This is a genomic window from Cyanobium sp. Alchichica 3B3-8F6, assembly GCF_024346435.1.
Lineage (GTDB): Bacteria > Cyanobacteriota > Cyanobacteriia > PCC-6307 > Cyanobiaceae > Cyanobium_A.
This window is the reverse complement of sequence record NZ_JAGQCZ010000007.1, coordinates 1-26,755: the sequence shown is the minus strand read 5'-3', so window position 1 is coordinate 26,755 and position 26,755 is coordinate 1. Positions and strand designations below refer to the sequence as shown.

Below are 26,755 nucleotides of genomic sequence, written 5' to 3'. Positions count from 1 at the left end.
CAACCCTGCCAACAGCCCTAGACTTGTCCAATAGGTCTGTCCAGCAGACCCGGCCCATCGGTATGGCAAAGCGATGCCCATCGAGACCACCTACAGCAAAGCCCGTGAGGGTTTGAAGGGCCTGATGGATCGGGCCGTCGAAGATCGCGAGGTGGTGCTGGTGCGGCGGCGAAAAGGGGGCGATGTGGCCCTCGTGGCCGCCGATGAACTGGCAGGCCTATTGGAAACGGCCCACCTGCTGCGCTCACCCGCAAACGCGGAGCGTCTGCTCACGGCCCTAACCAGAGCTCGCGAACAAACACTGCCGCCCCTCAACCTGGCTGATCTGGAAAGCAAGCTGGCCGATCTGGGAAGCAGCCTCACAAACAGATGAACACGGCCTGGCAGGCGGTGGTGCATCCGGAGTTTCTGGATGATCTCCACCATTGGATTCGCCACGAACCCCGCACCGCCAAACGCCTGATCGAGCTGATGCGTGCAACCCTGCGGGCCCCCTTTGAGGGCATCGGCAAACCAGAACCACTTAAATACCTGGGACCAGGGGTGTGGTCACGCCGAATCACCCAGGAACATCGCTGCGTGTATTTGGTGCAGAACACGCGGGTGGAGTTTCTACAGGGGCGTTATCACTACTAGCCCAGGGATTGATCAAGTCCAAACCCACATCGGCGAAATCAGCCACATCGCCGGTGGCGAGCTGGGCGCCATGGGCGAGGGCCGTGGCCGCAATCACCGCATCAGCTGTGGCCATGGGCCGCGCCAACCGTTCACGGGTGCGCAAGAGATCGGCATACCAATGGGCAGCTTCGCTGCTGAAGGGCCAGACCCGGCCAGCAAAGATGTCGGCCACCAGTTCGTCCCAGCACTGCTGAAGAGCAGCCTTACGACGGCCATCCGGCAGCCGCCTGATGCCGTGCAAAATCTCCGCTTCATTCATGGCCGTGATCGCTACGAGGCCAGGATCCAAACCATCCACCCAAGCCAGCACCTGGGGGTTGGGCCGAGGACGCATCAGCTCGGAGAGCACATTGGTGTCGAGGACGATCACGCCGATCACGCCCCAAGATCCGCCGGCTGCGGCTGAGAGCTGCGGTCGGGCAGCTCCAGCTCAACGCCACCCAGCGCATCAAAATGGGCATGAATCCGTTGGCCAAGCCCCTGGCGACTGGGCCCACTGGGCTTGGATGGCCCGCGAAACAAGACCTCGCGCAGGATCGTGCGCACCTCCTCCTCCATCGAGCGGCCGTGGCGTGCTGCCTGGAGACGCAGCTGCGCCTTGGTGACCTCATCCAGGTTGCGAATCGTCAGCGTTGCCACGGACATGCATGCAATGCAATCAACGCTAGCGAACAAGCTCCTGCCGCAAGGCCCGAATCATGCGCCGGTTGTCGCGGCGGCTCTGATAACCGATCCGCAGCCAGCGTTCGCCCAGTCCGTCGAAGGAGCGGCAATCGCGCAGCAAGATGCGGTGACGGCACTCCAGGCGCTCGCGCAGCGGCACCAAGGACGCAGCGCCGCGAATCAACAAAAAGTTCGCGGCCGACGGCAGCGGCGTGATGCCCGGCAACGCCTCCAGCCGGGCTGAGAGCCAGGCCCCCTCGCGGGCCGTCCAGCGCTGCACCCGGCGGCACCAACGCCCGTAGGCCAGCGGATCGCCCAGCAACCGCTCACCCACCGCCAGCGCCAGACCATTCACCGGCCAGGGATCGCGCCAACGGGCCCAGCGCGCCAGGCGCTCGGGCTGGCCAAGGGCATAGCCCAGCCGCAGCCCGGCGATCGACCACAACTTGGTGAGGCTGCGGATCACCACCAGGTTGGGGTGGGCCTGCAGCAGCGGAATCAGGCTCTGGGCTTCCCCGCCTGGCACCAGCGGCAGAAACGCCTCATCGGCGATCACCAGGGCAAAGCGCTCCAGCAGGGGCTCCAAGGAGGCGCGGCTCCACAGCGCTCCGGTGGGGTTGTGGGGGTTGGTGAGCCACAGCACCGCACCCGCCGCCGCACCCGCCGCCGCACCCGCCGGAAACGGCTGCGGCCCCGCGCCGGCCTGCAGCGGCAACGGCAGAGATCGCCAGGCGCCGCCCCAGCAGGCCAGGGCGCGGGGGTAGTCGGCGAAGCCCGGCTGGGGCAGCACGCTCAAGCCGGCCGCCGCCGCATCGCGCGCTGCCCAGGTGAACAATTCCGCCGCCCCGTTGCCCGGCAGCACCGACTCGGGCTCCACCCCATGCAGCTGGGCCAGGGCGGCGCGCAAGCCAGTGGCGTGCCGGTCGGGATAGGCCCGCAGCGGCGAACCATCGGCAAGGCCCAGCGCCGCCTTCAGCAGGGTCCCGCGCACAGCCCAGGGCGGCCCGAAGGGCACCAGGGAGGCACTGGCATCCAGCAGCTGGGAGGGCCGGCAATCCAGGCGCGCGGCGGTGGCGGCCAGATTGCCGCCATGGCGCTCGGAGGGCGGCATCGGCATGGCCGAAAGCTAAGTGCCGGCGGCGAGTGCGAGGCGATCAGGCCTGTGCCGCCGGGGAAACAGGCGAAATCCTGCGCTATAAGCCGTTGCAACAGGCACGAATGCCATGCCAAGCCGCATAGTGCCTCCGACGTTGCCAGGTCAAGGGCACCTGCTGAGCGCCACCGCCAGTTTGCTCGCTGCTGTGGCCATGCTGATGGCGCCTGGCGCCAAGGCGGATTCGACCGACCTGTTCAAGCTGCTGGACACCCGCAGCTGCCGTGGCTGCAAGCTCCAGAATGCGGATCTGGTGCACGCGGATCTGCGCGACGCCGATCTACGCCAGGCCCAGCTGCAACGGGCCAACCTGGGGCAGGCCCGCCTGGATGGCGCCCAGCTCAGCGGCGCCAATCTGAGCTTCACGAGCTTGATGGGGGCTTCCCTGCGCGGTGCCGACCTGCGCGGCGCGCGGCTGGATGGCACCGATCTACGCCAGGCCGATCTCAGTGGTGCCCTGCTGGACCGAGGAGCCCTATCGCGCAGCCACTGGCAACGGGCCACGGGCATCGAGCCCACACAACTAAGTTACGCGGAATTGCACAACGCTGGTGCCGAGGCGGCCCAGCAGGGCCGCTATCCAGAAGCGGAAACACTGTTCAGCGCAGCTATCAGCAAAGAACCCGCCGCCGCCATCAGCTGGGTGGCCCGGGGGATCTGCCGCGGTGAGCAGGGCAAGAGCGAACTCGCCGCCAACGATTTCAACTACGCCGCGAGCCTCTATGGAGAACGCGGCGAGCAGGAGCAGGCGTTGCAATTGAAGCAAGCTGCCAACACAGTGGTGGCATCAACCAAGCCGAACACCCCCGACGGCAACGGAGCGGGCAGTAAAGCCCTGAGTGGCGCCCTCGCCGCCTTTCAGTTTCTGGCCCCGCTGGCGGCCAAGGCCTTTCTGCCAATGGGCCTGTAAGGGCTCTCAAAGTGCGGGGCCGAACTCAGAGGCGGTGAGTACCGCCAGCCACCGCTTGGGCATACCCGTCATTTTCTAATACCCCGATGCCCCCATAAAGCTGCGAGCATCAGGAGTTGAAGGCTGATAGCCGTAGCCATAGACACCACCTTCTACATCATTAATGATTTTTGGCGTCACCATGATCACCAACTCTCGCTTTTCGCGGCGAGTCCCACTAGAGCGGAATAAAGAACCAATCAGGGGCATATCACTAAGAACAGGCCACTTGCTGACTTCAGCACGATCAAACTCTGAGATCACACCCGTCATAATTAACGTTTGACCATCTCGCACCCGTAGCGCACCCGTATCCAATCTCCGCACACTCAAAATATCAATATTTCCGCAGCCGGGGACTGGCTCACGATCCGTTACCGCAGAAACACTGGGAGACAAAGCAAAAGTGACAAAGCCATTATCATCAATCTTCTCGATACGGGCCCCTAAAACAAGTCCAGCCGTGGAAAGGGTGGGCTGACAGATGATTATATTGCTGGCACCAGCAGAGTTTGCCGCATTATTAACTTGGTACTGGGTAATCACATTGGTGCCAACCCTGACGACCCCCTCGTTAGCCCTGCGGCGGCCAATTGGCGAATCAATACTATACTCATCTAATGATCCTCCCTGGCTTTGACCAGAGCCGCTACCACTCGAAGAACCACTTTCAGCTGCACGCAGCTCAGCAGGATTTTCTTGAAGAATTAAAGTTGGACTTGCCAAAAGCTTAGTACTTTGAGAAATAATTTGGGCCCTGAGAAAGTCGTAAAACTGGTTTTTTGGATAAGCCGTACCAGGATTTGCTTCGGCAGAGCTAAAACCAGTCAAAGGATTATAGCTAGGTGGCAAATTATTCCCGAAAGCTCCGAGCAGCTCGCCGCCATCATTGACAATGAAGTTATTGCCCCACCTAATTGCAAAGCTGTTTTCCATAACGGAATCATTGTCAAGATTCACATCTAATATTTTTACCGATAATGCCACCTGCCTTTGACGCAAATCAAGCTGACGCAAATATTGCTCGGCGACCACAACTACAGAAGAACTGCCTACCAAAGTTATAGTCCCAAGCCTTGTATCTGTAGTCGCCCTTAGGCCAATAAGTGGTCCAGCTGAAGCCCCATAGGCCTCCACCCTAGTCTGACTACTAGATTGAGTAGTAGCACTAGAAGGTGCATTGCTTACGGTGCTGGATTGGCTTACCCCCTGCGTAACAGCAGTCGTTATGGTGTTCGTCTTAGTGACTGAAGCGCCTAGATTGGCAAGATAATCGGCCGAGGCATTCGGGCTAACTTGATTTAGTCGATAAACCTTGGACACAAGAGATCCTAATGCCAATCCCGACACCCTGGGGCCTACTATGATTACATTTCCATCTTTTTTGGCCTGAAGACCAGATACGGCCAGGATGAAATTAAAAGCCCGCTGATAGCTCTCACTTTTAAATGCTACAGTGACAGGGTAGCTCCCATCCACCTGGACCCCGGCAGGCTTAGTAGTATTAGACTCTTGAACTGTTCCAAAGCTATATGATCTAGTTTCGGACAAAGTAGTTTCATTTCTTCCTGAATCAGAAGTAAAAGCGAATCCATATCCACCCTGTTGAGCGAGTGCCATTAAAGCATCTCTGGCAGGTGCATTTTTTAAAGTCATTGTGACCGGTGGCCCACTCACTTCGACATTCAATGGATTACGAAGTGTCATCGTCCCCACAGCCATATCTCCCAACGGCGGAGCAACAGCCCTCGCCTGCAGCGGAGGCGCATAGGCGGGCTGTGGCACCGCCCCAGGCTGACTTAAATCCAGCTGATTTGTCTGCAGGGAAACCTGCGGAGAAGCAGGAAACGTGAGAATCAGATTCACACCATCAGCACTCACCACCGGACGTGCCAGGAGAACCCCGGGCATCGGGGTCACCGACAGGCTGTAGCTGCTACCCGAGCCATCAAGGCTGACCGACTGAAACCCCAGCTCCGGCATCGATAGCCGTTGGGGGCCAACCCGCAGACCCGTCGGCGATGCCGTGGTGAGCTGACCCTGCCAGCCGTTGGGCTGCGCCAACTGCTGCAACTGAGGCGCAGGACCAGCTCCCACCACCACCAGCTCCACCGCATTGCCCAGGCGACGCACCTGCAGCTGCATCGGTCCCGCTGCGGCAGCAGCAGAGCCGCGGGAGGAGGCAGAGGTTTGGCGCGGGGAGGCCTGGCCAGCAGCATCAAGAACAGCAAAGCTAGGGAGAACTGCTGCCGCAGCGGCCGTAGCAAGACGACGACCCCAATCCCTACCCAACGTTCTTCACACAACTTTGTACGGATCTTACCGAACCGATTTCTGAAAAGCTAGGGCAGCGAAGAAGACGTCGACGCTTGCTAAGTTTGTTTCTTGGGCGGCACAAGTGTGGGCTTCACTGCATTGCCAGACTGGTAATAAGTCAGCGTCAATTTCAACTCAGTTTTCGCCGCCACAGGGATCGCCGCTGGTGCACCCATGCCGCTCTGATTGCCCGCCTGATTACCACCCTGGGGAGCAGGCTGGGGGGCTGCCTTGGGAGGCTCCACGGCAGTCAGCGACAAGTTGCTTTGTGACACCAAAACAGTCAGCTTTTCCGTGGCGCGCAAAAACGCCAAAACATTGGGGTAGGGGCCCTCGGCCGTGAGCAACACCTGCTGGGCCTTCAGGCCAGCCGCCTCGAGGGGAGACTTGGGGGGCGCCGCCGGCTGCTCGCCTTTTTGAGCCTTCTTGTCATCCGCAGCTGGGGGCGGCAGTGCTGCCACAGGCTCATACAGATCCAGCTGCACACCGAGGCGGCTGGCCTCCCGATCCAGCTGGGCCAGGAAGGTGACCAACTCGCCACTCCCTTCGATCAGTTGCAACACCTTTTGCTGCTTGCGATCAGCCGCCTCCTGGCTTTCCGCCGTTTTGGCGATCTGGGCCCGCAGCAGGGGGATCCGGCCCTGGATGTCCTCCAGCTGGGCCAGCCGTTCGCTGTCCGACTGCAGCTTCAACCACTGGGGAACCACCCCCACACCCACCACCAAAACCGCCAGCAGCGCACCCACCCCAATCGGCAGCCCCAAAAGCAAGCGCTGCTGCACTTGGGAGGCATTCCGATCAGCCCCATCCTGAAGGTTGGTCATCAGAGCAAGCCCTCCTGCTGGAGCAGATCAAGGCGACGCACCAAGCCCTCAGCTCCGAGCTGGGTGAGAATTTGCTTCTCCGCCAACGGGCTGACCGGCGGACGAAAGGTCACCAACAACTCAAAACTGACCGGTCCTGACCCCGCAGCACCCCGTGACGCTTTGACGAGGGTGACGCCATTGGGATCCAGCAACGGGGAGCGCTTCAACTGGAGCTGAAGCGCATTGATGCGGGCAAAAGCCTGGGGATCCCGCGACACCCCCTTGAGCCGGTAGCCACTCCCCTCTTCCGTAGCAGCGGTGAGTTGCACCCCTGCCGGCACCCGCAGCTGCAGATCGCGCATCAGCGCCGATCCGGAACGCACCGCAATCAGTCCCTTGACCAGATCCGCATTGGCGTTCTCCACCCTCTTGAGCTTGCCCCGGGCCGCCGTGAGCTGGGTTTCAAACAACTGCACCTCCGCCTCCACCGTGCCAAGGCGATCCACCGCAGCGCTCACCATCAAGGCGCGCAACAACACGAGCACAGCCATGCCCAGCGAGAGGCCGATCAGGGCGGCGCCGATCGCCACGCCCTGCACCAGCCGCTGACGGCCCTGCGTCCCAACCACAACGGGTTCCGGCAGGTTCAGTTCCTGGCGTTTTTCGCGCAGCAGGTCGAACTGGCTGGTGGTTGGGGTTGTCGTCATTGGACCAGCTCCAAGCTGCCCAGGCCCTGCAAACAGAGGGAGCCAAAGCCATCGTGATCGACCACTTCGGCCTCCAGATCCAGCGCCTGCTCCAACAACGCCTGATCCTCCAGCGGTGCCGCCAACAACAACCGCACCGGCGCGCCGGGAGCCTGCAGGTTCCGGTAAAACTCCAAGCTCTGTTGCAGGGCGGGGATCAGATCGACCATCGGCCCAGGCAACATCCGCTCAAACTCGGGCACGCCCTGGTGCCAAAGGATCAGGCTGGTTTGCTGATCAAGCGGCTGCAACAGCGCCACCAGGGTGCCGGCAGGCGTGGCCACCAGCGCGTCGCGCAGGCCCCACATCAGGCACACCTGCGACGGCAACAGATGCTGGAGGGTACTGCCGGCGATCGCAAACACCTCCACCCAGGCGTCCACCACCGACCGCTCCGCCGCGATCACCAACGAACTGGCAGGACGACCCGGCAAGGGATGCACATCCAGATAAGCCGCTTCCAGCGAAAACGGCCAGCCCAGATCCGGATTCAGCGCGCGCAGGGCATCGACCGAGTCACCCGGCTGCTGACCCGCCCGCCAATCCACCACCCGCCAGTGGGACGCCTGCCGAGGCAGGGACACCACCAGCTGGGCGTCGATCCCCCCGTACTCCAGCAGCAGGTCGCCCAAAAAATCCCCCACCGCATCCTTGAGCTGCGGCACCCCATCCCGGCAGGTGAGTGCCGGGATGGGAGCGGTCCAGATCGGCTCCTGCGGCCTGCCCCGCTTCACCGGCTGGCCGATCACCAACTGCTCGGAGAGATCGACCATCACCAGCTTGGGGAACAGCTGGGCACGGAGGGGGCGCCATGTCTCCTGGAGTCCCGCTAGTACCAACGATCGGTTCGAATTGTTATAGGGAACCTACCGAACTTTCAGCGCCAGGGAAGCCCCGAGCCCACGGCCTCGCCCACATGGGACAGTCCGTGGCGCTCGAGTTGGGTCACCAACCCTTCAAGGATTTCGGGCACCAAGGCCGGGCCGCCATAGATCCAGCCGGTGTAGAGCTGCACCAGCGAGGCGCCGGCTGTGATCCGCTCCCAGGCGCTCTCGGCTGAATCGATGCCGCCCACCCCGATCAGGGGCAGGGCTGGCCCCGCCGTGGCCCGCAATCGCCGCAGCACCTCCAGGGCCCGGGCCCGCAGCGGCACCCCACTCAGGCCGCCGGCCTCCTCAGCCAGCGTTTGGCCCGTTTGGGCGAGGCGACGCTGCTCCAGCCCCAGGCGATTCAGGCTGGTGTTCACGGCGATCACGCCGGCCAGCCCCTCCTCGTAGGCCATGCGCGCGATCGCATCGATGGCGTCGTCCTCCAGGTCGGGAGCGATCTTCACCAGCAGGGGCGGGCAGGCGGGCAGCCGCCGCAGCCGCTCCACCAGGCGCCGCAGCAGGGTTTCCTCCTGCAGCTCCCGCAGGCCTGGCGTGTTGGGCGAGCTCACGTTGATCACCGCGTAGTCGGCCAGGGGGGCGAGCAGCTCCAGCGATGAGGCGTAGTCGTCGGGGGCGAGCTCCAGCGAGGTGATCTTCGATTTGCCGAGGTTGATGCCCAGCACAGCCGGGCGCCGGCCGGGGGCGGGGAGCTGCTGACGCTCCAGGGTGCGGCGCAGGGCCTGGGCGCCGTCGTTGTTGAAACCCATCCGGTTCAGCGCCGCCCGCTCCGCCGCCAGGCGAAACAGCCGGGGCCTGGGGTTGCCCGGTTGGCCGTGCCAGGTGACCGTGCCCAGCTCCGCAAAACCAAAGCCGAACAGATGCCAGATCCCAGCAGCGACGCCGTTCTTGTCGAAGCCAGCCGCCAGGCCCACCGGATTAGCAAAGCGGCAGCCAAACAGGCTCTGCTCCAGCCGGGGATCGGGCCGCTGCAACTCGTCGGCCAGGCCGGCCAGGGCGCCACTCACCAGGGGCCACTGGCGCCGCAACGAAGCCTGGGCCAAGGCCGTAAGCGTGAGCTGGCTGAGCTGCTCCGCATCGGCACCGTCATCCCGGCTGAGCAGCGGCCCCACCAAGCGCCCGTAGAGCGCGCCCGTGTTGGTTGCGGTGCCTGAATCCGCCATCTCCCCGCCTACTCCCGGTCGCCCAATCCTCCCGCGTCGCGTTGCAAACGCCAGCGGCCGCCCCCCAGGGGCAGCACCTGCCAGTCGCGCCAGCGCCAGGGGCTGCTGCGGCGCTCCAGCTGCTGCAGGGGCTGCTCCACCAGCTGGGCCAGCTCCACCAGGCTGAGGCCGTAGCCCTGGGCGGCGAAGCGTTCGGCCAGCTCCAGGCGGGTGAGCAACTGCTGCAAGCCTGGGGGCGGCACATCCGCCTCGATCCGGGCTGTGGTCAGCACCTCGCCGGCGGCCATGGCCGGCATCTGGCCGCGGGAAAAGGCCACGGCGATGGCATCGCAGCGGTCGTTGTCGGGGTCGCCGCTATGCCCCTTCACATGCACCAGCTCCACGCCCGGCAACCGGGCCTGGTCGAGCTGCTCCCACAGATCCCGGTTGAGCACCGCGCCACCAGATGCCGTGCGCCAGCCCTTGCGCTTCCAGCCCTGGATCCACTTGCCGAAGCCGTCGATCAGGTAGCGGCTGTCGGTGCGAATCGTCAGCCGGGGATCACGGGGCAGGGCCTTGAGGGCCTCCAGCAGGGCCAGGGCCGCGGTGAGCTCCATGCGGTTGTTGGTGGTGGCCGGATGGGCCCCGCCCATTTCATGCACCGAGCCGTCGGCAAAGCGCAGCAAGGCTCCCCAGCCCCCGGGGCCCGGGTTGCCGCTGCAGGCGCCATCACAGGCCGCAGCCACCACGTTCACCGGCTTAGCCGCCACTGGACAACCCCAAAAGATTCGCTAAAGAGCATTCCTGACCCACTGTCGCGCCCAGCCATGGACTCCTCCACTCCGGGCCCGTCCGTGGGTCGAACAACAGGACGACTCTTGGCTCGAACTTACCTGGCCCTGGCGGCTGCAGGGCTAGCCGGCGCTGGCGTGGCCGCACTCAGCCCCTGGGCCCAGGCCGCCAACGTGTTCAACAGCCGCCCGCTTGATGCCAGCCGCTTTGCCGTGCTGGCGCGGCCGGTGGGCAACAGCGCCTGGAGCCTGTTGGTGCTCGAGCAGATCAAAACCCAGCCCCTCTGCTGGGAGCAGCGCCCCGACGGCCTGGTCGATCCGGCTCTCAACCGCTTCAACTTCACCGGCATCTGCAGCCGCTACCTCGACAGCAACGGCTACTCCCTGCGCATCGCCGATCAGGATCTGGCCAGCCGCTACCGGCTGCAGCTGCGCCAGAGCGGTACCGAACTGCAGCTGGAGGCCAGCACCACCAGCGATCCCACGGTGCTGGTGGTGGGGCGGGCCCAGGTGCCCGCACGCGAACGGGATGGCTTCGTGGCGCTGAAGCTCGAGCCAGGCTGGGATCTGCAGCGGCGGGCCTATGGCGAGCAGACCCTCAGCCACATCTATTTCGCCAACGCCAGCCCTCTGCCGGAGCTGGTCGCCAAAGCGAGAAGCTCCTCGTCGGGAGGCCCCGGCCAGAAGATGTTCCACGCCAGCCTGCAGCCGCCGGTGGCCCCACCCAGCCTGGTGGCTCAAAACCTGGGCCCGGGGCCGATCCGGCTGCCCGTGATCCCCTTCAGCAACCAATAACCCCGTGACAGTTGCCAGAGAGTCCTCCCGCCCCTCATGGACCCTGAAAGCAGCCGTTAAGTTTCTCTCGTGTGAGGAGTGGGAACGCTCTTCCGGGGTCGAAACGAGGACAGACTCCCAGAATCGTTCCAACTCAGAGCCCTGCCTTCGGCGGGGCTTTTTTATTGGCTCGATCGGCCAACAAAAAGCCGGCCCTGGAAGGGGCCGGCGAGGAGACAGAGGAGCTGTCGACGGACGAGGCAGGGCCGCAAGCGGCCCCAGCGATCACTTGATGGTGACCTTGCCGCCGGCTTCTTCCACGGACTTCTTGATGGTTTCGGCTTCAGCTTTGGCGATGCCTTCCTTGATGGCCTTAGGAGCGGCTTCCACCAGAGCCTTGGCTTCGCCCAGGCCGAGGCCGGTGGCCTCGCGGACAGCCTTCAGCACCCTGATCTTCGCCGTATCTTCGAAGCCATCGAGGATGACGTCGAATTCGGTCTTCTCTTCGGGGGCTTCAGCACCACCACCGCCAGCGGCGGGGGCGGCCATCATCACGCCAGCGGCGGGAGCGGCGGACACACCGAAAGCCTCTTCGATCTGCTTGACGAGCTCGGAAGCCTCAAGCAGCGAAAGGGTTTTCAGCGATTCGAGAATCTTGTCGGTAGTAGCGGACATGGTTGGGAATCAGCAACAGATCTGTTTGTGAACAGTCGGATCGAGGGAGCTCGAACTCGCGAAATGCGATCAGCCTTCGCCGGATTCGGCGTGCTGGTTGAGCGCCCGGGCAAGGCCGGACGGAACCTCGTTGATGCCCACAGCCAGCTTGGTGGCCACGGCATTGATCGCACCGGCGATCTGGGCCATGAGCACCTCCTTGGAGGGCAGATCCCCGATGGCCTTGATGTCGTTCTGAGAGAGGAGCTTGCCTTCGAAAAGGCCACCCTTCACATCCGACTTCTTCGTGTCCTTCTGGAAGGACTGCACGGCCTTCACCGCACCACCCACATCGCCCTTGACCAGGACGAAGGCGTTGGTGCCGGTGAGCAGGGAATCGAGATTCGACCAGGCGCTATCGCCATCAATGGCCCGGCGCATCAAGGTGTTTTTGGTCACCTTGCACACACCGTTGCTGGCCTGCAGACGGGTCCGCAGATCAGACATTTCCTTGATGGTCAGGCCCTTGAAATCAAGGACCAACGCCATTTCGGCCTCGCCGAGGAGCCCTTTGAGCTCTTCGACGATCTGTTGCTTGTTCTCCAGAGTGCGGCCCATAGGGAAGGAACGGATCGGGGGAACAAGCCGGGTACGCGGCCCTGACGCCCCTGGAAGGGGCTCGAGGCCGCGGCCTGTTCAACACCCGATGCGATCCAGCTGACGATCAGCTGAGCCGCGGCGGAGAACCAAACCAGTCGCGTGAACCTCGGCAGGACTTATGGGCGTGAACCCACCTGCTGTCTGGGGTAGGGCGCGTGCCCTTCTGGCCTAAGCCAGTTGGTCACCCTACACCACAGCAATTCAACCTTCCTGCTTGATGTCCTGCAGGGCCGAGAAGTCCACTTCCACCGAGGGGCCCATGGTGGAGGTCACATAGAGGCTCCTCCAGTAACGGCCCTTGGCACCGCTGGGCTTGTTGCGGTCGATGGTTTCCTGCAGAGCCTTGAGGTTGTCGAGCAGCTTGGCCGCATCGAAGCTGGCCTTGCCGAAGCGCACGTGCACGATGCCGGTGCGGTCGGCGCGGAACTCGAGCTTGCCGGCCTTGAACTCGTTGATGGCACCAGCCAGATCGGTGGTGACAGTGCCGGCCTTGGGGTTCGGCATCAGACCCCGGGGACCCAGCACCCGGCCCAGCTTGGCCACCTTGGGCATCATGTCGGGGGTGGCGATCAGCAGGTCGAAATCCATCTCACCCTTGGCGATCTGATCCACCAATTCGTCGTCGCCGGCCAGGTCGGCACCGGCTGCCTTGGCAGAGGCCACGGCCTCACCGCGGGCGATTACCGCAATGCGAATCGACTGACCGGTGCCATGGGGCAGGGCCACGGTGGTGCGCAGCTGCTGGTCGGTGTACTTGGGGTCGATCCCGAGGCGCACGTGGGCCTCCAGGGTCTCGTCGAATTTGGCGTTGGCGTTGGCCTTGACCAGCTCAATGGCCTCGAGGGGGGTGTAGCTGCGGTCTTCAACCGTGGCGCTGAGCGCGGAAAAACGCTTGGAAATTTTTGGCATGGTGGGAATGGGGTGCGAGCGATTCAGAACCGGGCCCCTCAGGGCTGCCTGGATCTCCCCCGGCTAAGGGTGGATGGGTTTGGGGATTTAATCGTTGACGGCGACGCCCATGTTGCGGGCGGTGCCTTCGATGATGCGCATGGCCGATTCAACGCTGGTGCAGTTGAGGTCGGGCAGCTTGGTCTTGGCGATCTCCTCGAGCTGGGCGCGGCTGATGGCGCCGACGCTGCCCTTGGCGGAGGTGGCGGCACCCTTCTCGATACCGGCTGCCTTGGAGATCAGCACGGAGGCGGGAGGGGTCTTGGTGATGAAGGTGAAGCTGCGGTCTTCGAAGACCGAAATTTCAACCGGAATCACATAACCGGCCTTCTCCTGCGTCCGAGCGTTGTACTCCTTGCAGAACGCCATGATGTTGACGCCGTGCTGACCGAGGGCAGGGCCCACCGGCGGTGCAGGGTTGGCTTTGCCGGCCTGGAGGGCCAGCTTGATAACGGCAACGACTTTCTTGGCCATCGTCTCGGGCTACTGGGGCAAATTCTGCGGATCACCCCCATCGCCGGGGGTGTGGACTGAACGGCCGTCCTCCGCAGGGAGACGGCCGCTGAGCTGGGCCGAGGCCTAGCTCTGTTTGCTGATCTGGGAAAACTCCAGCTCCACCGGGGTTTCCCGGCCGAAGATCGAGAGCAGGGCCTTGAGCTTGTTGCGCTCGCCGCTCACCTCGATCACCTCGCCCTGGAAGTCTTTGAACGGACCGGCCGTGACCAGGATCTGATCGCCCTCGGTGAGGTCGACCTTGACGACGGCCTTCTTCTCGGCGGCCCGCTTGAAGATCCGGTCCACCTCGGAGCGGCTCAAGGGGCGAGGCTTGATGTGGCCCCGGGCCTTGGCGGTGGCACGCCGCTCTTCCGCCCCCACGAAATTGATCACGTTGGGGGTGCTTCGCACCGCCATCATCGTGTCCTCATCCAGGATCATCCGCACCAGCACGTAGCCGGGAAACACCTTCTCCTCCGTGCTCTGGCGGGAGCCATCCTTCTTGAGCTTCACCCCCGGGGTCTGGGGGATCTCGATCTCCAGGATGCGGTTGTCCACGCCGAGGGTGACGGCCCGCTGCTCAAGGGTGGCTTTGACCTTCTTCTCACAGCTGGAGGCCACCTGCACGGCGTACCAGCGGGCCACCTGGAGCTTTTCGCCGCTGGCGGCGGGCACCTCCAGCCCCTCTGCTGCAGGCTCCAAAACGTCGAGGGGGCTCTCAGACAGGGGCTCGGACACGGGGCTCAAGAAAGGAACGGGATCAACGAAACACTTGACGAAGCACTGGACTTAACGGGACACAGGCTCAACGAAACACCTGAAGGGCGGCCCAGCCGTAGAAGCGATCAATCGCAGCGATCGCCGCCGCCGAGAGACTCACCATCAAGATCACGGCCACCGATTCACTGAACAGCTGCTGGCGACTGGGCCAAACCACCTTGCGCAATTCCGCCAGAGTGGCGGCAGCAAAGCCCTGGGGCTCGGCTGGCGGTGTGGGCTGATCAGGGGTAGGGGAATCTGGATTGATGGCGTCGGAATCCACGGGCGCTGGCGCACGGGGACGTCCGCGCGTATCGGCAAAAGACCACCCTACCCGAGGGGCACAAAGGTCAAGGGAGTCCCCGGCTCGACGCGCACACCCCGGGCGCCGCTGAAGCGCTCCGCCAGCAGCTCGGTGGCCAGGGGATTCTCCAGCTGACGGCGCAGCACCCGCCGCAGGGGCCGAGCGCCGTATTCGGGCTCATAGCCCTGCTCGGCCAGGGCCTGCACCACCGGCTCCGGCACCTCCAGCTCCAGGTGCTGCTCCGCCAGCAGGCGGGCCAGCTCGGCCAGCTGCAGGCGCACGATCCGCTGCAGATCCGCCGGCCCCAGCGGCCGGAAGCGGATCACCTCGTCGATCCGGTTGAGGAATTCCGGCCGGAACTGGGACGCCAGCGCCTGGTCGATCTGCTGGTCAAGCCAGGTCTGCTGCTCTTCAGCTCGTGAGGAATCGGCCCGGGCGCTCTCGAGGATGGCGCGGCTGGCCAGGTTGCTGGTCATGATCACCACTGTGTGGCGGAAATCCACGGTGCGGCCCTGGGAATCGGTGAGCCGGCCGTCGTCGAGCACCTGCAGCAGCAGGTTGAACACCTCCGGGTGGGCCTTCTCCACCTCGTCGAGCAGCAGCACCGCATAGGGCCGGCGCCGCACCGCCTCGGTGAGCTGGCCGCCCTCCTCGTAACCCACGTAGCCGGGGGGCGCCCCCACCAGCCGGGCCACGGCGTTGCGCTCCATGAATTCGCTCATGTCGAGCCGCACCAGGGCGTCGTCCTCGTCGAAGAGAGACGCCGCCAGGGCCTTGGCCAACTCGGTTTTGCCCACGCCGGTGGGGCCCAGAAACAGAAAGGAGCCCACCGGCCGGGTGGGCGACTGCATCCCCGCCCGGGCCCGCCGGATCGCCGCGGCCACCGCCGCCACCGCCTCCGGCTGGCCAACCACCCGCTCGCCCAGGCTGGCCTCCAGCTCCAGCAGCTTCTGACGCTCACCAGCCAGCAGCCGCTGCACCGGAATGCCGGTCCAGCGGGCCACCACATCGGCGATGTCGCCCTCCTCCACCTGCTCCCGCAGGATCGTTTCCCCCTGCAACTCCGCCTCGAGGGTTTCGCGGCGCTGCTGCAGGGCATTGAGCTGGTCGTGCTGCAGCCGAGCCGCCTCCTCGTAGTCGCCGTCGCGCTCGGCTTCGGCGATGGCGTGGCGCAGGTCTTCGTCCTGCTGCAGCAGGTCGCGCAGCTCCGCCAGCCGCTCCCGCTCGGCCTGCCAGCGCTGCTGCACCCGCTGCAAAGCCTCAGTGGCCTGGCGGCGCTGCTCCTGCCACTGCACCCGCTCCTCCAGCGGCGCCGCCTCGGCCGAGAGCAGGGCCAGCTCCACCCGACGCAGCTCGGCCTCGGCCGCCTCCACCAGCTGGGGCTTGGAGGTCACCTCCATGCGCAGCTGGGCGGCGGCCTCATCCACCAGATCAATGGCCGAATCGGGCAGGCAGCGGTCGGTGATGTAGCGGTCGGCCAGCCGGGCCGCCGCCACCAGGGCCGGGTCGGTGATCGCCACGCCGTGGTGCAGCTCGTAGCGCTCCTTGAGCCCCCGCAGGATCTCCACGCTGGTGTCGAGGCCGGGCTCCTTGATCAGCACCTGCTGGAAGCGGCGCTCCAGGCCGGGATCCTTCTCAATACTGCGGCGGTAGTCCTCCGGGGTGGTGGCGCCGATGCAGCGCAGGTAGCCCTGGGCCAGGGCCGGCTTGAGCACGCTGCCGGCATCGGCATTGGAGCGGTCGTTGCTCACCACCGTGTGCAGCTCGTCGATGAACAGCACCACCCCTGCGGCACCCGGCACCGCATCGGCGTCGCGCACCTCCTTGAGCACGGCCCGCAGGCGCTCCTCAAACTGGCCGCGAAACTTGGCGCCGGCGATCAGGGCGCCCAGATCGAGCGCCACCAGCCGCAAACCCTGGAGCGAATCCGGCACTTCGCCGGCCACGATCCGCTGGGCCAGCAGCTCGGCCACGGCGGTCTTGCCCACGCCCGGCTCGCCGATCAGCACCGGGTTGTTCTTGCTACGGCGGGAGAGCACCTGGATCAGGCGGCGCATCTCCAGGTCGCGGCCGATCACCGGATCGAGCTCACCGGCGCGGGCCGCTGCGGTGAGGTCGCGGCCGTAGCGCTCCAGGGCGCTGGGCTCAAGCGGCTCCTGCTCCAGCCGCAGCTCGGCGCTGGGCGCTGCTGCCGGTGGCGGGGCGGGAGTGGCGGTGTCGATCCAGGCGTCGGGAGGTGCCGCGGGGGCGACTGGGGGCAGTGCAGACACCGGAGCGGCCGCGGCCCCACTGGGCCGAAACTGCCGCAGCAACAGGTCTTCGCTGAGACCCTCCGGCCCCAGCAGAGAGGCACCGATGCGGGGCTCCCGCACCAGGGCCACCAGCAGATGGGGCACCTCCAAAAGGCGCGCGTCCCAGGCGGCCCGGCAGCGGTCGGCGTCCTCGAGCAGGTCTTCCAGGGCATCGCCGATGTAGAGCTCGCTACCGCTGCCACCGGGCTGGTCGGCGCAGAAGCTCTCGAGCCGATCCAACAGGCGATCGGGATCGAGGGGCAGGCGATCCAGCCAGCAGCCAAAGCGCCGCTCCAGCAGCAGGGCCTGCAGCAGGTGCTCCACGTCCATGGCGCCATGACGCCAGCGCCGGGCCGTGTCCTGGGCGGCCAGGAGCAGCTCCCAGGCGTCGTCGCTGAAACGATCGGGATCGCTGGTGAGGCTGGAGGGCACTGGATCGGCGCGCATGGGCTTGCGGGGTCAGCCGCGGGACGAGAGCTGGATCAGTTCCACCTTGTAGCCATCGGGATCCTCCACAAAGGCGATCACCGTGCTGCCGTGCTTCATCGGCCCGGGTTCTCGCACCACCTTGCCGCCCTTGACGCGGATGGCGGCGCAAACGGCCTGGATGTCATCCACCCCCAGGGCGATGTGGCCGTAGCCGCTGCCAAGGTCGTACTGGCTGGTGTCCCAGTTGTGGGTGAGCTCCAGCACGGTGTTGTCGGCCTCATCGCCATAGCCGACAAAGGCCAGGGTGAAGCGCCCGGAGGGGTAATCCTTGCGGCGCAGCAATTGCATGCCCAGCACCTCCGTATAGAAGGAGAGGGAACGCTCCAGATCTCCCACCCGGAGCATGGTGTGCAGCATGCGCATCAATCAACCCGGCCGAGCATCAACCAGGACTCACGAACTCCCATTCTGGCCAGCAACTTCAGCCGTTGTACCGAGTGGCACAAAAGGAGCGGAGGGGGTGCCCCATAGGATCGCCAATCAGACAGCCGTGGCGCGCCAACGTGATTGACTCCCTCGACCTTGTGATCGACACCGTGGTGGCACGGGAGGTGCTCGATTCGCGCGGCACCCCCACGGTTGAGGCCGAGGTGCTGCTGGAGGGTGGTGCCAGCGGCCGGGCGATCGTGCCGAGCGGTGCCAGCACCGGCGCCCATGAAGCCCACGAGCTGCGCGATGGCGGCAGCCGCTACTTCGGCAAGGGGGTGACCCAGGCTGTCAACAACATCGAAGAGCGCATCGCCCCGGCCCTGTGTGGCCTCAGCGCCCTGGATCAGAGCGCCGTCGATGGCGCCATGGCCGAACTGGACGGCAGCGACAACAAGTCGAGCCTCGGCGCCAATGCCGTGCTGGCCGTGAGCCTGGCCACCGCCCGGGCTGCCGCCAACGGCGTGGGCCTGCCCCTCTACCGCTACCTGGGTGGCCCGCTGGCCAATCTGCTGCCGGTGCCGCTGATGAACGTGATCAACGGCGGCGCCCACGCTTCCAACAACATGGACTTCCAGGAGTTCATGCTGGTGCCCCACGGCGCCAGCAGCTTCCGCGAAGCCCTGCGCATGGGCGCTGAGGTGTTCCACACCCTCAAGGGCCTGCTCCACGACCAAGGCCTGTCCACCTCCGTGGGTGATGAGGGTGGCTTCGCCCCCAACCTGGCCAGCAACGATGCCGCCGGTGAGCTGCTGATCCAGGCGATCGAAAAAGCCGGCTACCGCCCCGGCGACCAGATCTCCCTGGCCCTGGATGTGGCCAGCACGGAGTTTTACAAGGACGGCCGCTACACCTTCGGCGGCGGCAGCTACAGCAGCGCCGAGATGGTCGACCAGCTGGCCCAACTGGCGAGCCGCTTCCCGATCGTGTCGATCGAGGATGGCGTGGCCGAGGACGACTGGGACGGCTGGGCCCTGCTGACCGAAAAACTGGGCAAAACCGTGCAACTCGTCGGTGACGACCTGTTTGTTACCAACACCGCCCGGCTGCAGCGCGGCATTGATCTGGGTGTGGCCAACTCGATCCTGATCAAGGTGAACCAGATCGGCTCCCTCACCGAAACCCTGCAGGCGATCGATCTGGCCGGCCGCGCCGGCTACACCAGCGTGATCAGCCACCGCTCCGGCGAAACCGAAGACACCACCATCGCCGATCTGGCCGTGGCCACCCGGGCTGGCCAGATCAAGACGGGCTCCCTCAGCCGCTCCGATCGGGTGGCCAAGTACAACCAGCTGCTGCGCATCGAAGACGAGCTGGGCAGCCAGGCGATCTACGCCGGCGCCGAGGATCGGGGCCCCCGCGGCAAGGCCTGATCCACGGAGCTGATCCACGGTGCTGATCCACAGTGCGAAGGATCAGCCCTGGCCCACTCCAGGCAACTGATCCAGGCGCCCATCGCGCTTGAGCCGGCCCTGAAGCTTGAGCCAGCTCAGGCCCAGGGGCAGGCCAGCCACCAGGGGGATCGCCACCAAAGCTGGCCTGGCACTGGCTGCCAGCAGGGCCGCAGCCACCGCCAGCCCTGCCAGCAGCATCGACTGGCCAGCAGCCTGCTGGGCCAGGGCGAGCCGGCGCAGCAGCCGATCGGTTTCTCCGGCCCGAATCTGCACCTGCAGATCGCCCTGCTCGATGCGGGCCAGGCTGTCGTCGAGGCGTTTGGGGATGCCCAGGGCGCGGCTGCCTACCTCAGCGGCCTGTCGTGAAATCTCATTGAACAATTCGCTGCCGAAGCGGTCGCCACTGCCGCCACTGCCACCGCCCACACCGCTTCCCGAACCGCTTGATGTCATCAGAGGAAGCAGGTAAGGACGAGCAATCGCCACCAGGCTAAAGCCGCTATCGAGGCTGCGGCCGACCCCCTCGAAGGTGGAGAGCGCCCGCATCACGAAGATCAGCTCGGGCGGCAGGCGGAAGGGCTGGCCGTAGACCAGGTCGTAGAGATCGCCCGACAACCGATCCAGCACGTTGGCGGAGAAGGGGGGCGTCAGGGCCTCCTCGAGCATCACGCGCACCAGGCGGCGCACCGGCCCGGGATCGACGCCAGGGGCAATCACCCCAGCCTGTTGCAGTTCCGCCACCAGGCCGCTGGCATCGCGGGCCGCGGCAGCGCGCACCATGGTGCCCAGGCGGCCCCGGAGCTGACCCGACAACTGGCCCATCATGCCGAAGTCGTAGTAGATGAGCGCTCCGTCGGGGGCTACGGCCAAGTTGCCGGGGTGGGGGTCGGCGTGGAAAAAGCCAAAGCGCACCAGTTGCTGCAGATAACTGGCCGCACCCTTCTCGGCCACCGCCGCCGGCACGATGCCGGCCTCGAGCAACGCCTGGCGGTCGGTGATCTTGATGCCGGGCACGTAGTCGAGGCACAACACCCGCCGGGTGCTCAGCTCCCACACCACTGCGGGAATGCGGATGCCGGGATCATCAAGAAACTGCTGGCGGAAGCGGGCCGCATGCTCGGCTTCGAGGCGGAAGTCGAGCTCCCGCAGCAACACCCGCCGGCACTCCTGGGCGATGCCGATCCAGTCGCGGCCGCGGCCCCAGCGGGGATGGCGCTGCACCGCGGCGGCCACCTGCTGCAGCACCTCCAGATCCAGCCGGAAGGTGCGCTCCAGGCCAGGGCGCTGCACCTTGAGCACCACCTGACGGCCGCTGCGCAGGCAGGCGCGATGCACCTGGGCCAGGCTGGCGGAACCGAGTGGTTCGGCTTCAAGGTCGATGATTTCAGCGCAGCGCTCACCCAGCTCCTGCTCCAGCAGGTCCTGCACCACGGTGAAGGGGAAGGCCGGCACCCGGTCTTGGAGGGTGGCCAACTCCTCAACGAGCTCCGCGGGCATCACGTCCGGCCGGGCCGACAACAACTGACCCAACTTGATGAAGGCCGAGCCCAGAGCCAGAAATTCCTGGGTGAGCCAGCGGGCCCGGCGACGCTGACGCCGTTGCCGGCGCTCCAGCGTGACGCCACCGGGATAGGTCCAATCCTGACCGTCCCACCACAGCCCCAGCACAAGGGCCAGGGCCAACCACCAGATGCGCAGCGGCCGCAGAATCACGAACGCTGGTCCAGACGTCGCGCCAGTGCCGCCACCCGAGCGCGCAGGGCATCGATCTGATCCTGGGGATCGAGAGGGCCAGCGGCGGTCGGGGCCGCTTCGGGCCCTTCTGCCTCCCCCCGTTCGATCCGGGCCGCCTCGGCTTCCACCTCCTCCCAGAACAACTGCAGCTCCTGGCGCAGCCGCTCGGGCGCATCCTGGGCGAGCAGGGCCAGGTTGGCGGCTGCATCGACGAGACCGCTGCCCAGCCGAACCCCCAGTCGCTGCACGGCGGCCTGCACTAACGATTGCGGCGCACTCATCGCGGCCCGGCCTCTGGGGAGAACTGTGGCAGATCCGCACTCGGCAGCTGGGGCGGCGGTGGGGCCTCCAAGCGGGGGACAGGAGCTGTCGGCCGGGGCATCGGAAGCGGCGCCGGGTCCAGAGGGGCCTCACGCAAGCCAGCCCCTGGATCGGGGGTGGGCTGATCCTCAGGCTTTGCCGCCGGTGGATCAGCCGTGGGCTTGTTCTCCAGCTCCAGCAGATCCAAATCGCCGCGAATCTCCTGATTGTCTGCGCCAAACCGCAGCCGCAGGCTCTCCAGCGTGATGCCGGGAAAGGGCCTCATCTCAAAGCCCTGACCCAACCGCACCAATGAAGGCAATTGCAGGGCAAGCAGCCGGTGGGTGATGCCGTAGCCAAAGCCAAAGCAAACACCCACCACCAATGGCACCTGCCAGTGTGACCGAGGGCGAGCAGGAGCGGGAGCAGCGACCTGGGCGTGTGCCATGAGGTTCACCCTAAGAGGGAAGGCCTGGCCAGGGCGGAGCGTTTCGGGCTTCAGCCATCGTCATCGGCGTGCGGCATCCCGCAGCTCCTGAACAGGGAGACAGCCAAGGGTTTGCCCCTGGCTGAATCGCTGCAGAGCCTGGCTGGTGCTGCCCAGATCAACGGGCGGCCTGACGTGGCGGGTTTTGGTTTCAAAAGCGCCAACGCTGCGCATGGTCCGCAATGTCAAAGCCCCAGCTCCTACGTCGTGTAATCGGCGTTGGTGCCAACGTAATACAGAAACCATTGCCACAACAGGGTTTTGAGGTTCTTAGGTTACCGTAAGCATACCGTAAGCGTTCCTGAAATCCCTTGCCACACGGTGACCGCTGTAAGCGTTCCGTAAGCAAACGGCAGGATTTTGCGCCTTGCCGAAGGCAGGAAGCACCACTGTGACGAAGGTTCTACACAAGCGCCCCATCGCCCACGATCCCCACTGCTGGTTGACGCCTGAAGGTAAACTGGTTGATCCTACTTATCGTAACGGAGGTTCAGAGAGTTACTTTGTTCCTTATACGGATACGCTTGTCCTAAACGGTAAGACGACCGAGTCCATTTGTGAATTATGCTTTCCACGATCTAACACGGACTTGAATATCTCCCTCACACTAGTAGCAGGAGAACATGCCCGCCGCTTCCAAGACATTGGTCCTCGCGCTTACTCAGGCGTGGTCATTGATTATGAGAAATGTCTGAATAAAATTGTGTATTATGATGCCCTCCCTTTTGACTTAGTTGAACTAGTGTCTGAAGGTCTTGATCCTAACCAGCAATATCTAAATCACCTAATGTTTTCCCCTTATGCCTGCCCTGTAGACGCAGATACTCCCAAGAAACTTACTCACGATCCTTCGTTATCTTTTGACGATATGAAAAAGCAGTTTTCTCGCGAGAGGCGATCTATTTGTTCTATCTTCAAAGGGTATGATGATACCGCTTGTTTTATGGGTGAAGACATGGTTTGGGATAGTCAGATGATCAAGAAACCTGTGCTTGTCAATCTATCTCGTCGTTCTGGCAAGTTGATACAAGATATCCCTCCTTTGCGGCAGATTGTAGAAAAGCATTCTGTGCCTACTCAGAAGAAACGCCGTCAGAAGGTCGTTTCTACCGCTAATACATACAATCTCAGTCCAGAAGAGGTTGTCATGCTTTCTAACCCCCACCTTTACCCGCATCCTTACTTGTTGAACAAAGCAGGTTGGGTTTCTATCCCCCGCCTGAAGACAGCAGAGCTTATTGCTAACTAAATCTGGTCTATCAAGCGTCCATCGCCATCCACCAGGCGATGGCGCTTTTTTATTGATTCAGCACGACGCTGAGCGACCCGATAGGCATCTGCCTGGTTTTGATTGGTCTGGTAGTGATGCCAGCGACCGAACTGGTCTTGCCATTCAATGTTGATGGTCATCGGATCACCCCCACAACTCCAACCCAAGACCTGCTAATGCTGCCGCCCTTCTCAGGCACGAAGAGGCAGCAACTTCAGCAGCGGGTGCCTTTGATGCTGACTCCAACGGTTCCGATGCTACCGCCGAGTAGTGGAGCAGGTCGCCATCAGCAGTTGGGATGGTCAGACGCCCAGTTACTACTACGGTTTCACCGATCTGCTGGCATTCCTGAATTTCCCACGACCAACCAGGAGCACGGTGGTGAAGGTGGCGGGCAATGGTGTTCCAGGGGCAGTAAGTCAGAGTCATTCCGCCTTGCTGCCTTGTCTTGAGGTGCCTTGGGTCAATAGGTCGTGACAGATCCGCCAGGGTTTCGGCAGTAGGGCGCAGGGAGAACTTGATGGCAGTGGTTGCCTGAGTTCCGTTGGTTGAGGTCTTGAGCATTGGAGCGACTCTCTGTGGAGTTCAATGCCGTAATTATAGCGTCAGATGCTGCTGCCGTGAAGTTCTGTACTCTGAAAACCTGCCTTCGCCCACAATGGTTTCACCTCTTGAGCGCCCTGAGTGGATTGCTCCGCCTCACCGCTACTGGATGCCCTGGATCACTTCCTCTATCGGATGGATGAGGAACCAGAATTGGGGCGTGAGTTCTATGCCGCCAGCACCCCAGAGGAGATGGTCGCCTTAGCGGAGCACTGCGGGATTTTGATTGACGCTGATGACTTCCGTGCCCTACTGAGGAGTGGCAGCACTGAGTTTTGGGTTGTTGGTGGCGAGGTGGGTGCCAATCCCATCGCCCATCTACAGCAGGTCTTTAGCGTCTAATGCTAAGAAACTAATTTGACCTATCAGTAGTCGTCGCCGTATTTGACCGTTGAGGTGGCATTCATCAACTCAACGGTGGTCTGGTAACCTTGCGCCACGGTGACCTCGTGCTGAATGCCGATGTCCCGCAGGGTGGCGACATCAAACTCAGGAGCAGTGATCCAACTGAAACCCTTTCCAAAGGTGTTGTCAGGGTTCACCACATACCAGTGGCAAGCGGTGTCGGGGACGGCAACGGAACATTTCTTCCAGTCGTTGTCCCACTGCGGCACTTGAACGAAGGACAGGACCGCAAATAGGATTCCAAAGAGATTTGTGAACATTGTCGCCTTTACAAGTAGTAATATCCTACCAGAGTTTGCTGCGATCGGTCCCTCTCAGGTTTCCTCCTGAACTGCCACCAGATAGGTGCTCACCAGAGGTTGTGCCCTTCCATCCCGTTGTGCCTGCTGCTGAAGACCCTTGATGGCATCCCTTGTTTCGGGTGAGTATTCCCAGGAGGTTCGTGACCGCTGGCGCAGAACCCATCCACCAGGGGCACGAACACCAAAGCGGAGTTCAGCATCCGAGAAGACCCCCAGCAGGGTGGCATCAATCGCCTGACGCTCTTGCTCCAGGGTCTTGAGTTGCCCAGCGATCTCAACCCGCCGCTCTAGCAACTGATCGGCGCTGAGATCTGCCAGATGCGGGAACGGGTCTGGGCGTTCAGGAGGGAGGGTCCTCAGTAGGTGCTTCAGAGCACCTGGCGGTAGTGGTGGTGTCACTTCTCTCCATAGATGGCACCCTCTTTGACCAAGCGGTTGTAGTGACACTGGATGGCGTCTTCCACGATGGAAGCAAGGGTGATGGGTTGATTGGTGCGTTGGCGAAACTCCTGAATGGCGGATACCAGTTCCATCGTCTCTTCACTGAGGCGGATGCCGAACTGCTTAGGAGCGTCGGGATGGTCGTATGCCATTTCTGCTGGGGGTAGTGGGTGGAGCGTGGCAGGGGCATTGGTTGATTAGGGGTTTGATTTCCCCACAGTCGTCAGAATGCATTCTTGCCATCAACTTTAAGTTCCGTCAGTTGAATGTATGCAAGATTTGCCTTTGCGGAAGATGGCATTGATGAAAATGGCAGCATTAATACCATTTGACCCACTCTTCCCGTTTTGCTATCCATTGATTTCCCGATTAGTTTTCCATCCAAATCAAATATATCTGCTTTTGCGGTTATCGTGCCGCAGGCGACCTCTCTGCACCATACAAAATAACCGTATCTCCCATTGTAGACTCTAGGGTCTTTGCTTGCATAAACCCCGTCCCTTGATGTCCTATTAAATGGTGCCGCAACTTGGGCGTATTGACTTTTTCCATGCAATTCGTTATCCGCTTGAATTGGTCGCAATATTGCTTTTCTTGTGCTTACTTGTTCTGGCGAGTAGTAGGCGGCGAGAGGGATAAAACCACTCATTACTCCAAACCCTATTAATCCCTTGATTATATGCGAGTATTTCACCCACACTTTGTTAGCGATTGGAGCAATGATTTGCTTCACTTGCTCTAAACTAATAAGGATATTCTATATTATATCCCCATTGGGCGCCAGTCCTTTCGCTAATGCTCGGGGGAATGGACAGACCCTCGTGCTCAGGGGTGGCGAAGTGCCAGTGGCGGGGAATGGATTGCTGAAGCATCGGTTGGAACCTCTGTGGGTTTCAGGAAAGGGGTTGGAGGGGCGAACTACTTTGTGTTTCTTGCCCCTCAACACTGAAATCATAGCATCAAAGCAGCAAGGCGTGGTGCTTAATGCTGAAAAGTCGTCAAACCGCAACCAGTTCGGGCACCTCCTGCGATGCCGCCACCTCCAGAGCAACCGCATCCAGCACCTGATCGGCAACTGAGCGGTGAGTGGTGGGGGTCAGATCACCAAGGCGGGCATCCAGTGACCTGATGAACAGGGTGCTGAACTCGCTGCTCACTTTGCTGGCAAGGATGTCAGCGGCGAATGCCCAGTGCTGAACCATCACGGCGTTGCTGAGGTGACCATCGGCAATGGCATCGCTGGATTCCTGCTCCCACTGGCAGCACTGGTTGCGGATGGCGGCAACGATCACGCCCTGGGCGGCATTGAGGGTCGCAAGGTCAATGGTGGAAAGGTCGGTCGGCATTGGTCTGATCCTCTGTGGGATTCGGATGAGTGGTTGAGAGGGCGGGTTTCTAATGAACCTCTTGCCCTCAACACAGCAATCATAGCACATTGAACTGGAGAGCGAGCGCCTGATACCTCTATTCATTGAGGAATGTTCCGCTCGGCGCTGGTGTGTGTATCGCTACGTCATTGTTTCAGATTTGCTTTAGAAATGGGGTCGTCAGCGGAGTCGGTATGGTCGCAACTGGTTTCCCGTCCCTTCTTGCCCTCGTTGCCCTGGTGGGATTTGCCGTGGTTCAGGTCGTGCTCTGGTTTGGTGTCTGACACTCTGCTATCTGTGCTAGGCACTGAGGCATAGGCATTCAAAACTGCTTTGCCTCTGTGGAGTGCTTGAGGTATCGTGCGCCTTATGGCAAAGCAAGTCCGTCTGACCCCAGGGCCGACTGAAAGTCAGGCACAAGGCAGCTGGCGCGGCCATGCTGGTGCCGGTTTTGTCGGGACTGCTCCCGTCCGTTGGCCCATTCTGTTGCCAGTGCTGATCTGATCGCCTTCCTGCAGGCC

Annotated in this window: 32 protein-coding genes; 7 read left to right on the top strand and 25 right to left on the bottom strand. The window is 63.0% G+C overall.

The genetic code is table 11. The features are described from left to right. Positions 1-73 precede the first annotated feature (73 nt). A complete protein-coding gene (locus tag KBY65_RS07165; protein WP_094560858.1) occupies positions 74-373 on the top strand; it encodes a type II toxin-antitoxin system Phd/YefM family antitoxin in 300 nt (99 codons plus the stop codon). Continuing rightward, complete coding sequence (locus tag KBY65_RS07160; RefSeq protein ID WP_315860052.1) at positions 370-636, top strand: Txe/YoeB family addiction module toxin; 267 nt, start codon at positions 370-372, stop codon at positions 634-636. Before KBY65_RS07165 ends, KBY65_RS07160 begins: the two co-directional genes overlap by 4 nt. On the opposite strand, the gene KBY65_RS07155 is transcribed toward KBY65_RS07160, so the two are convergent. Genes KBY65_RS07155 through KBY65_RS07145 form a run of 3 tightly spaced genes read right to left on the bottom strand, consistent with a single transcriptional unit; the run spans position 560 to position 2,458 of the window. Beyond that, complete coding sequence (locus tag KBY65_RS07155) at positions 560-1,057, bottom strand: type II toxin-antitoxin system VapC family toxin (RefSeq protein WP_255001026.1); 498 nt, start codon at positions 1,055-1,057, stop codon at positions 560-562. The genes KBY65_RS07160 and KBY65_RS07155 overlap by 77 nt on opposite strands. Beyond that, entirely contained in the window at positions 1,054-1,323 is a 270-nt protein-coding gene (locus KBY65_RS07150; RefSeq protein ID WP_255001025.1) for a FitA-like ribbon-helix-helix domain-containing protein, read from the bottom strand. Before KBY65_RS07150 ends, KBY65_RS07155 begins: the two co-directional genes overlap by 4 nt. Before the next feature lie 19 nt (positions 1,324-1,342). Then, positions 1,343-2,458 carry a pyridoxal phosphate-dependent aminotransferase gene (locus tag KBY65_RS07145; protein WP_409996632.1) on the bottom strand — a complete coding sequence of 372 codons (1,116 nt, stop codon included), beginning with the start codon at positions 2,456-2,458 and terminating at the stop codon, positions 1,343-1,345. Positions 2,459-2,630: 172 nt separating this feature from the next. Between KBY65_RS07145 and KBY65_RS07140 the strand changes: the two genes are divergently transcribed. Beyond that, positions 2,631-3,404 carry a pentapeptide repeat-containing protein gene (locus KBY65_RS07140; RefSeq protein WP_315860051.1) on the top strand — a complete coding sequence of 258 codons (774 nt, stop codon included), beginning with the start codon at positions 2,631-2,633 and terminating at the stop codon, positions 3,402-3,404. A gap of 75 nt (positions 3,405-3,479) precedes the next feature. On the opposite strand, the gene KBY65_RS07135 is transcribed toward KBY65_RS07140, so the two are convergent. The 6 genes from KBY65_RS07135 to KBY65_RS07110 form a co-directional block, all read right to left on the bottom strand. Beyond that, positions 3,480-5,588, bottom strand: a complete 2,109-nt coding sequence (locus tag KBY65_RS07135; RefSeq protein WP_255001024.1) for a general secretion pathway protein D — start codon at positions 5,586-5,588, stop codon at positions 3,480-3,482. 227 nt (positions 5,589-5,815) lie between these two features. After that, positions 5,816-6,583: a hypothetical protein gene (locus KBY65_RS07130; RefSeq protein ID WP_255001023.1), complete on the bottom strand. Its 768-nt coding sequence runs from the start codon at positions 6,581-6,583 to the stop codon at positions 5,816-5,818. After that, entirely contained in the window at positions 6,583-7,272 is a 690-nt protein-coding gene (locus KBY65_RS07125; protein WP_255001022.1) for a PilN domain-containing protein, read from the bottom strand. Before KBY65_RS07125 ends, KBY65_RS07130 begins: the two co-directional genes overlap by 1 nt. After that, positions 7,269-8,084: a hypothetical protein gene (locus KBY65_RS07120; protein ID WP_255001021.1), complete on the bottom strand. Its 816-nt coding sequence runs from the start codon at positions 8,082-8,084 to the stop codon at positions 7,269-7,271. Before KBY65_RS07120 ends, KBY65_RS07125 begins: the two co-directional genes overlap by 4 nt. Positions 8,085-8,188: 104 nt before the next feature. Further along, entirely contained in the window at positions 8,189-9,361 is a 1,173-nt protein-coding gene (locus KBY65_RS07115; RefSeq protein WP_255001020.1) for a quinone-dependent dihydroorotate dehydrogenase, read from the bottom strand. Between the two features lie 8 nt (positions 9,362-9,369). Then, positions 9,370-10,110, bottom strand: a complete 741-nt coding sequence (locus KBY65_RS07110; protein WP_255001018.1) for a ribonuclease H — start codon at positions 10,108-10,110, stop codon at positions 9,370-9,372. A gap of 108 nt (positions 10,111-10,218) precedes the next feature. On the opposite strand from KBY65_RS07110, the gene KBY65_RS07105 reads away from it, so the two are divergent. Continuing rightward, on the top strand, positions 10,219-10,926 hold the full coding sequence (locus tag KBY65_RS07105; protein ID WP_255001017.1) for a DUF3747 domain-containing protein: 708 nt from the start codon (positions 10,219-10,221) through the stop codon (positions 10,924-10,926). 264 nt (positions 10,927-11,190) lie between these two features. Here KBY65_RS07105 and rplL read toward each other — a convergent pair whose 3' ends face one another. From rplL to gloA, 8 genes are all read right to left on the bottom strand, one after another. After that, positions 11,191-11,580 carry a 50S ribosomal protein L7/L12 gene (gene rplL, locus KBY65_RS07100; protein ID WP_255001015.1) on the bottom strand — a complete coding sequence of 130 codons (390 nt, stop codon included), beginning with the start codon at positions 11,578-11,580 and terminating at the stop codon, positions 11,191-11,193. Between the two features lie 69 nt (positions 11,581-11,649). Then, positions 11,650-12,177 carry a 50S ribosomal protein L10 gene (rplJ, locus tag KBY65_RS07095; protein WP_094560882.1) on the bottom strand — a complete coding sequence of 176 codons (528 nt, stop codon included), beginning with the start codon at positions 12,175-12,177 and terminating at the stop codon, positions 11,650-11,652. 243 nt (positions 12,178-12,420) lie between these two features. Then, positions 12,421-13,128 carry a 50S ribosomal protein L1 gene (rplA, locus tag KBY65_RS07090; RefSeq protein WP_255001014.1) on the bottom strand — a complete coding sequence of 236 codons (708 nt, stop codon included), beginning with the start codon at positions 13,126-13,128 and terminating at the stop codon, positions 12,421-12,423. An 87-nt stretch (positions 13,129-13,215) separates the two neighbouring features. Then, positions 13,216-13,641 (bottom strand): 50S ribosomal protein L11, encoded by a 426-nt coding sequence (gene rplK, locus KBY65_RS07085; protein ID WP_106632872.1) that lies wholly within the window; start codon positions 13,639-13,641, stop codon positions 13,216-13,218. Between the two features lie 105 nt (positions 13,642-13,746). Continuing rightward, on the bottom strand, positions 13,747-14,364 hold the full coding sequence (nusG, locus tag KBY65_RS07080) for a transcription termination/antitermination protein NusG (protein WP_255001132.1): 618 nt from the start codon (positions 14,362-14,364) through the stop codon (positions 13,747-13,749). Positions 14,365-14,467: 103 nt separating this feature from the next. Beyond that, complete coding sequence (gene secE / locus KBY65_RS07075) at positions 14,468-14,689, bottom strand: preprotein translocase subunit SecE (RefSeq protein ID WP_233128632.1); 222 nt, start codon at positions 14,687-14,689, stop codon at positions 14,468-14,470. Positions 14,690-14,751: 62 nt separating this feature from the next. Next, positions 14,752-17,463, bottom strand: a complete 2,712-nt coding sequence (locus tag KBY65_RS07070) for an ATP-dependent Clp protease ATP-binding subunit (protein ID WP_255001013.1) — start codon at positions 17,461-17,463, stop codon at positions 14,752-14,754. Between the two features lie 12 nt (positions 17,464-17,475). After that, positions 17,476-17,868: a lactoylglutathione lyase gene (gene gloA / locus KBY65_RS07065; protein ID WP_255001011.1), complete on the bottom strand. Its 393-nt coding sequence runs from the start codon at positions 17,866-17,868 to the stop codon at positions 17,476-17,478. Between the two features lie 140 nt (positions 17,869-18,008). Here gloA and eno point away from each other — a divergent pair, with 140 nt between their 5' ends. Continuing rightward, complete coding sequence (gene eno / locus KBY65_RS07060; RefSeq protein WP_254988059.1) at positions 18,009-19,304, top strand: phosphopyruvate hydratase; 1,296 nt, start codon at positions 18,009-18,011, stop codon at positions 19,302-19,304. Between the two features lie 42 nt (positions 19,305-19,346). On the opposite strand, the gene KBY65_RS07055 is transcribed toward eno, so the two are convergent. From KBY65_RS07055 to KBY65_RS07045, 3 genes are read right to left on the bottom strand one after another with little or no spacing between them, the layout of a single operon-like run. After that, a complete protein-coding gene (locus tag KBY65_RS07055; protein ID WP_255001008.1) occupies positions 19,347-21,038 on the bottom strand; it encodes an ABC1 kinase family protein in 1,692 nt (563 codons plus the stop codon). Continuing rightward, entirely contained in the window at positions 21,035-21,340 is a 306-nt protein-coding gene (locus KBY65_RS07050) for a hypothetical protein (RefSeq protein WP_094560898.1), read from the bottom strand. The genes KBY65_RS07055 and KBY65_RS07050 overlap by 4 nt, the downstream gene beginning before the upstream one ends. After that, positions 21,337-21,738, bottom strand: coding sequence for a hypothetical protein (locus KBY65_RS07045; protein ID WP_254988055.1), 402 nt, complete (start codon positions 21,736-21,738; stop codon positions 21,337-21,339). Before KBY65_RS07045 ends, KBY65_RS07050 begins: the two co-directional genes overlap by 4 nt. A 697-nt stretch (positions 21,739-22,435) precedes the next feature. Between KBY65_RS07045 and KBY65_RS07040 the strand changes: the two genes are divergently transcribed. Further along, entirely contained in the window at positions 22,436-23,095 is a 660-nt protein-coding gene (locus tag KBY65_RS07040; RefSeq protein WP_255001006.1) for a hypothetical protein, read from the top strand. On the opposite strand, the gene KBY65_RS07035 is transcribed toward KBY65_RS07040, so the two are convergent. Continuing rightward, positions 23,092-23,256, bottom strand: coding sequence for a hypothetical protein (locus KBY65_RS07035; protein WP_255001004.1), 165 nt, complete (start codon positions 23,254-23,256; stop codon positions 23,092-23,094). The genes KBY65_RS07040 and KBY65_RS07035 overlap by 4 nt on opposite strands. A gap of 544 nt (positions 23,257-23,800) precedes the next feature. Between KBY65_RS07035 and KBY65_RS07030 the strand changes: the two genes are divergently transcribed. Continuing rightward, complete coding sequence (locus KBY65_RS07030; RefSeq protein WP_254970005.1) at positions 23,801-24,061, top strand: Nif11-like leader peptide family natural product precursor; 261 nt, start codon at positions 23,801-23,803, stop codon at positions 24,059-24,061. A gap of 23 nt (positions 24,062-24,084) precedes the next feature. On the opposite strand, the gene KBY65_RS07025 is transcribed toward KBY65_RS07030, so the two are convergent. The 4 genes from KBY65_RS07025 to KBY65_RS07010 all read right to left on the bottom strand — a co-directional run bounded on the left by KBY65_RS07025 (position 24,085) and on the right by KBY65_RS07010 (position 26,213). Further along, the gene (locus tag KBY65_RS07025) at positions 24,085-24,333 is read right to left on the bottom strand and encodes a hypothetical protein (protein WP_409996631.1); all 249 of its coding nucleotides are present in this window, start codon (positions 24,331-24,333) and stop codon (positions 24,085-24,087) included. 488 nt (positions 24,334-24,821) lie between these two features. Next, complete coding sequence (locus tag KBY65_RS07020) at positions 24,822-25,019, bottom strand: hypothetical protein (protein WP_255001002.1); 198 nt, start codon at positions 25,017-25,019, stop codon at positions 24,822-24,824. 71 nt (positions 25,020-25,090) lie between these two features. After that, on the bottom strand, positions 25,091-25,561 hold the full coding sequence (locus tag KBY65_RS07015; protein WP_255001000.1) for a hypothetical protein: 471 nt from the start codon (positions 25,559-25,561) through the stop codon (positions 25,091-25,093). 304 nt (positions 25,562-25,865) lie between these two features. Then, positions 25,866-26,213 (bottom strand): hypothetical protein, encoded by a 348-nt coding sequence (locus tag KBY65_RS07010; protein ID WP_255000999.1) that lies wholly within the window; start codon positions 26,211-26,213, stop codon positions 25,866-25,868. Positions 26,214-26,755 lie beyond the last annotated feature (542 nt).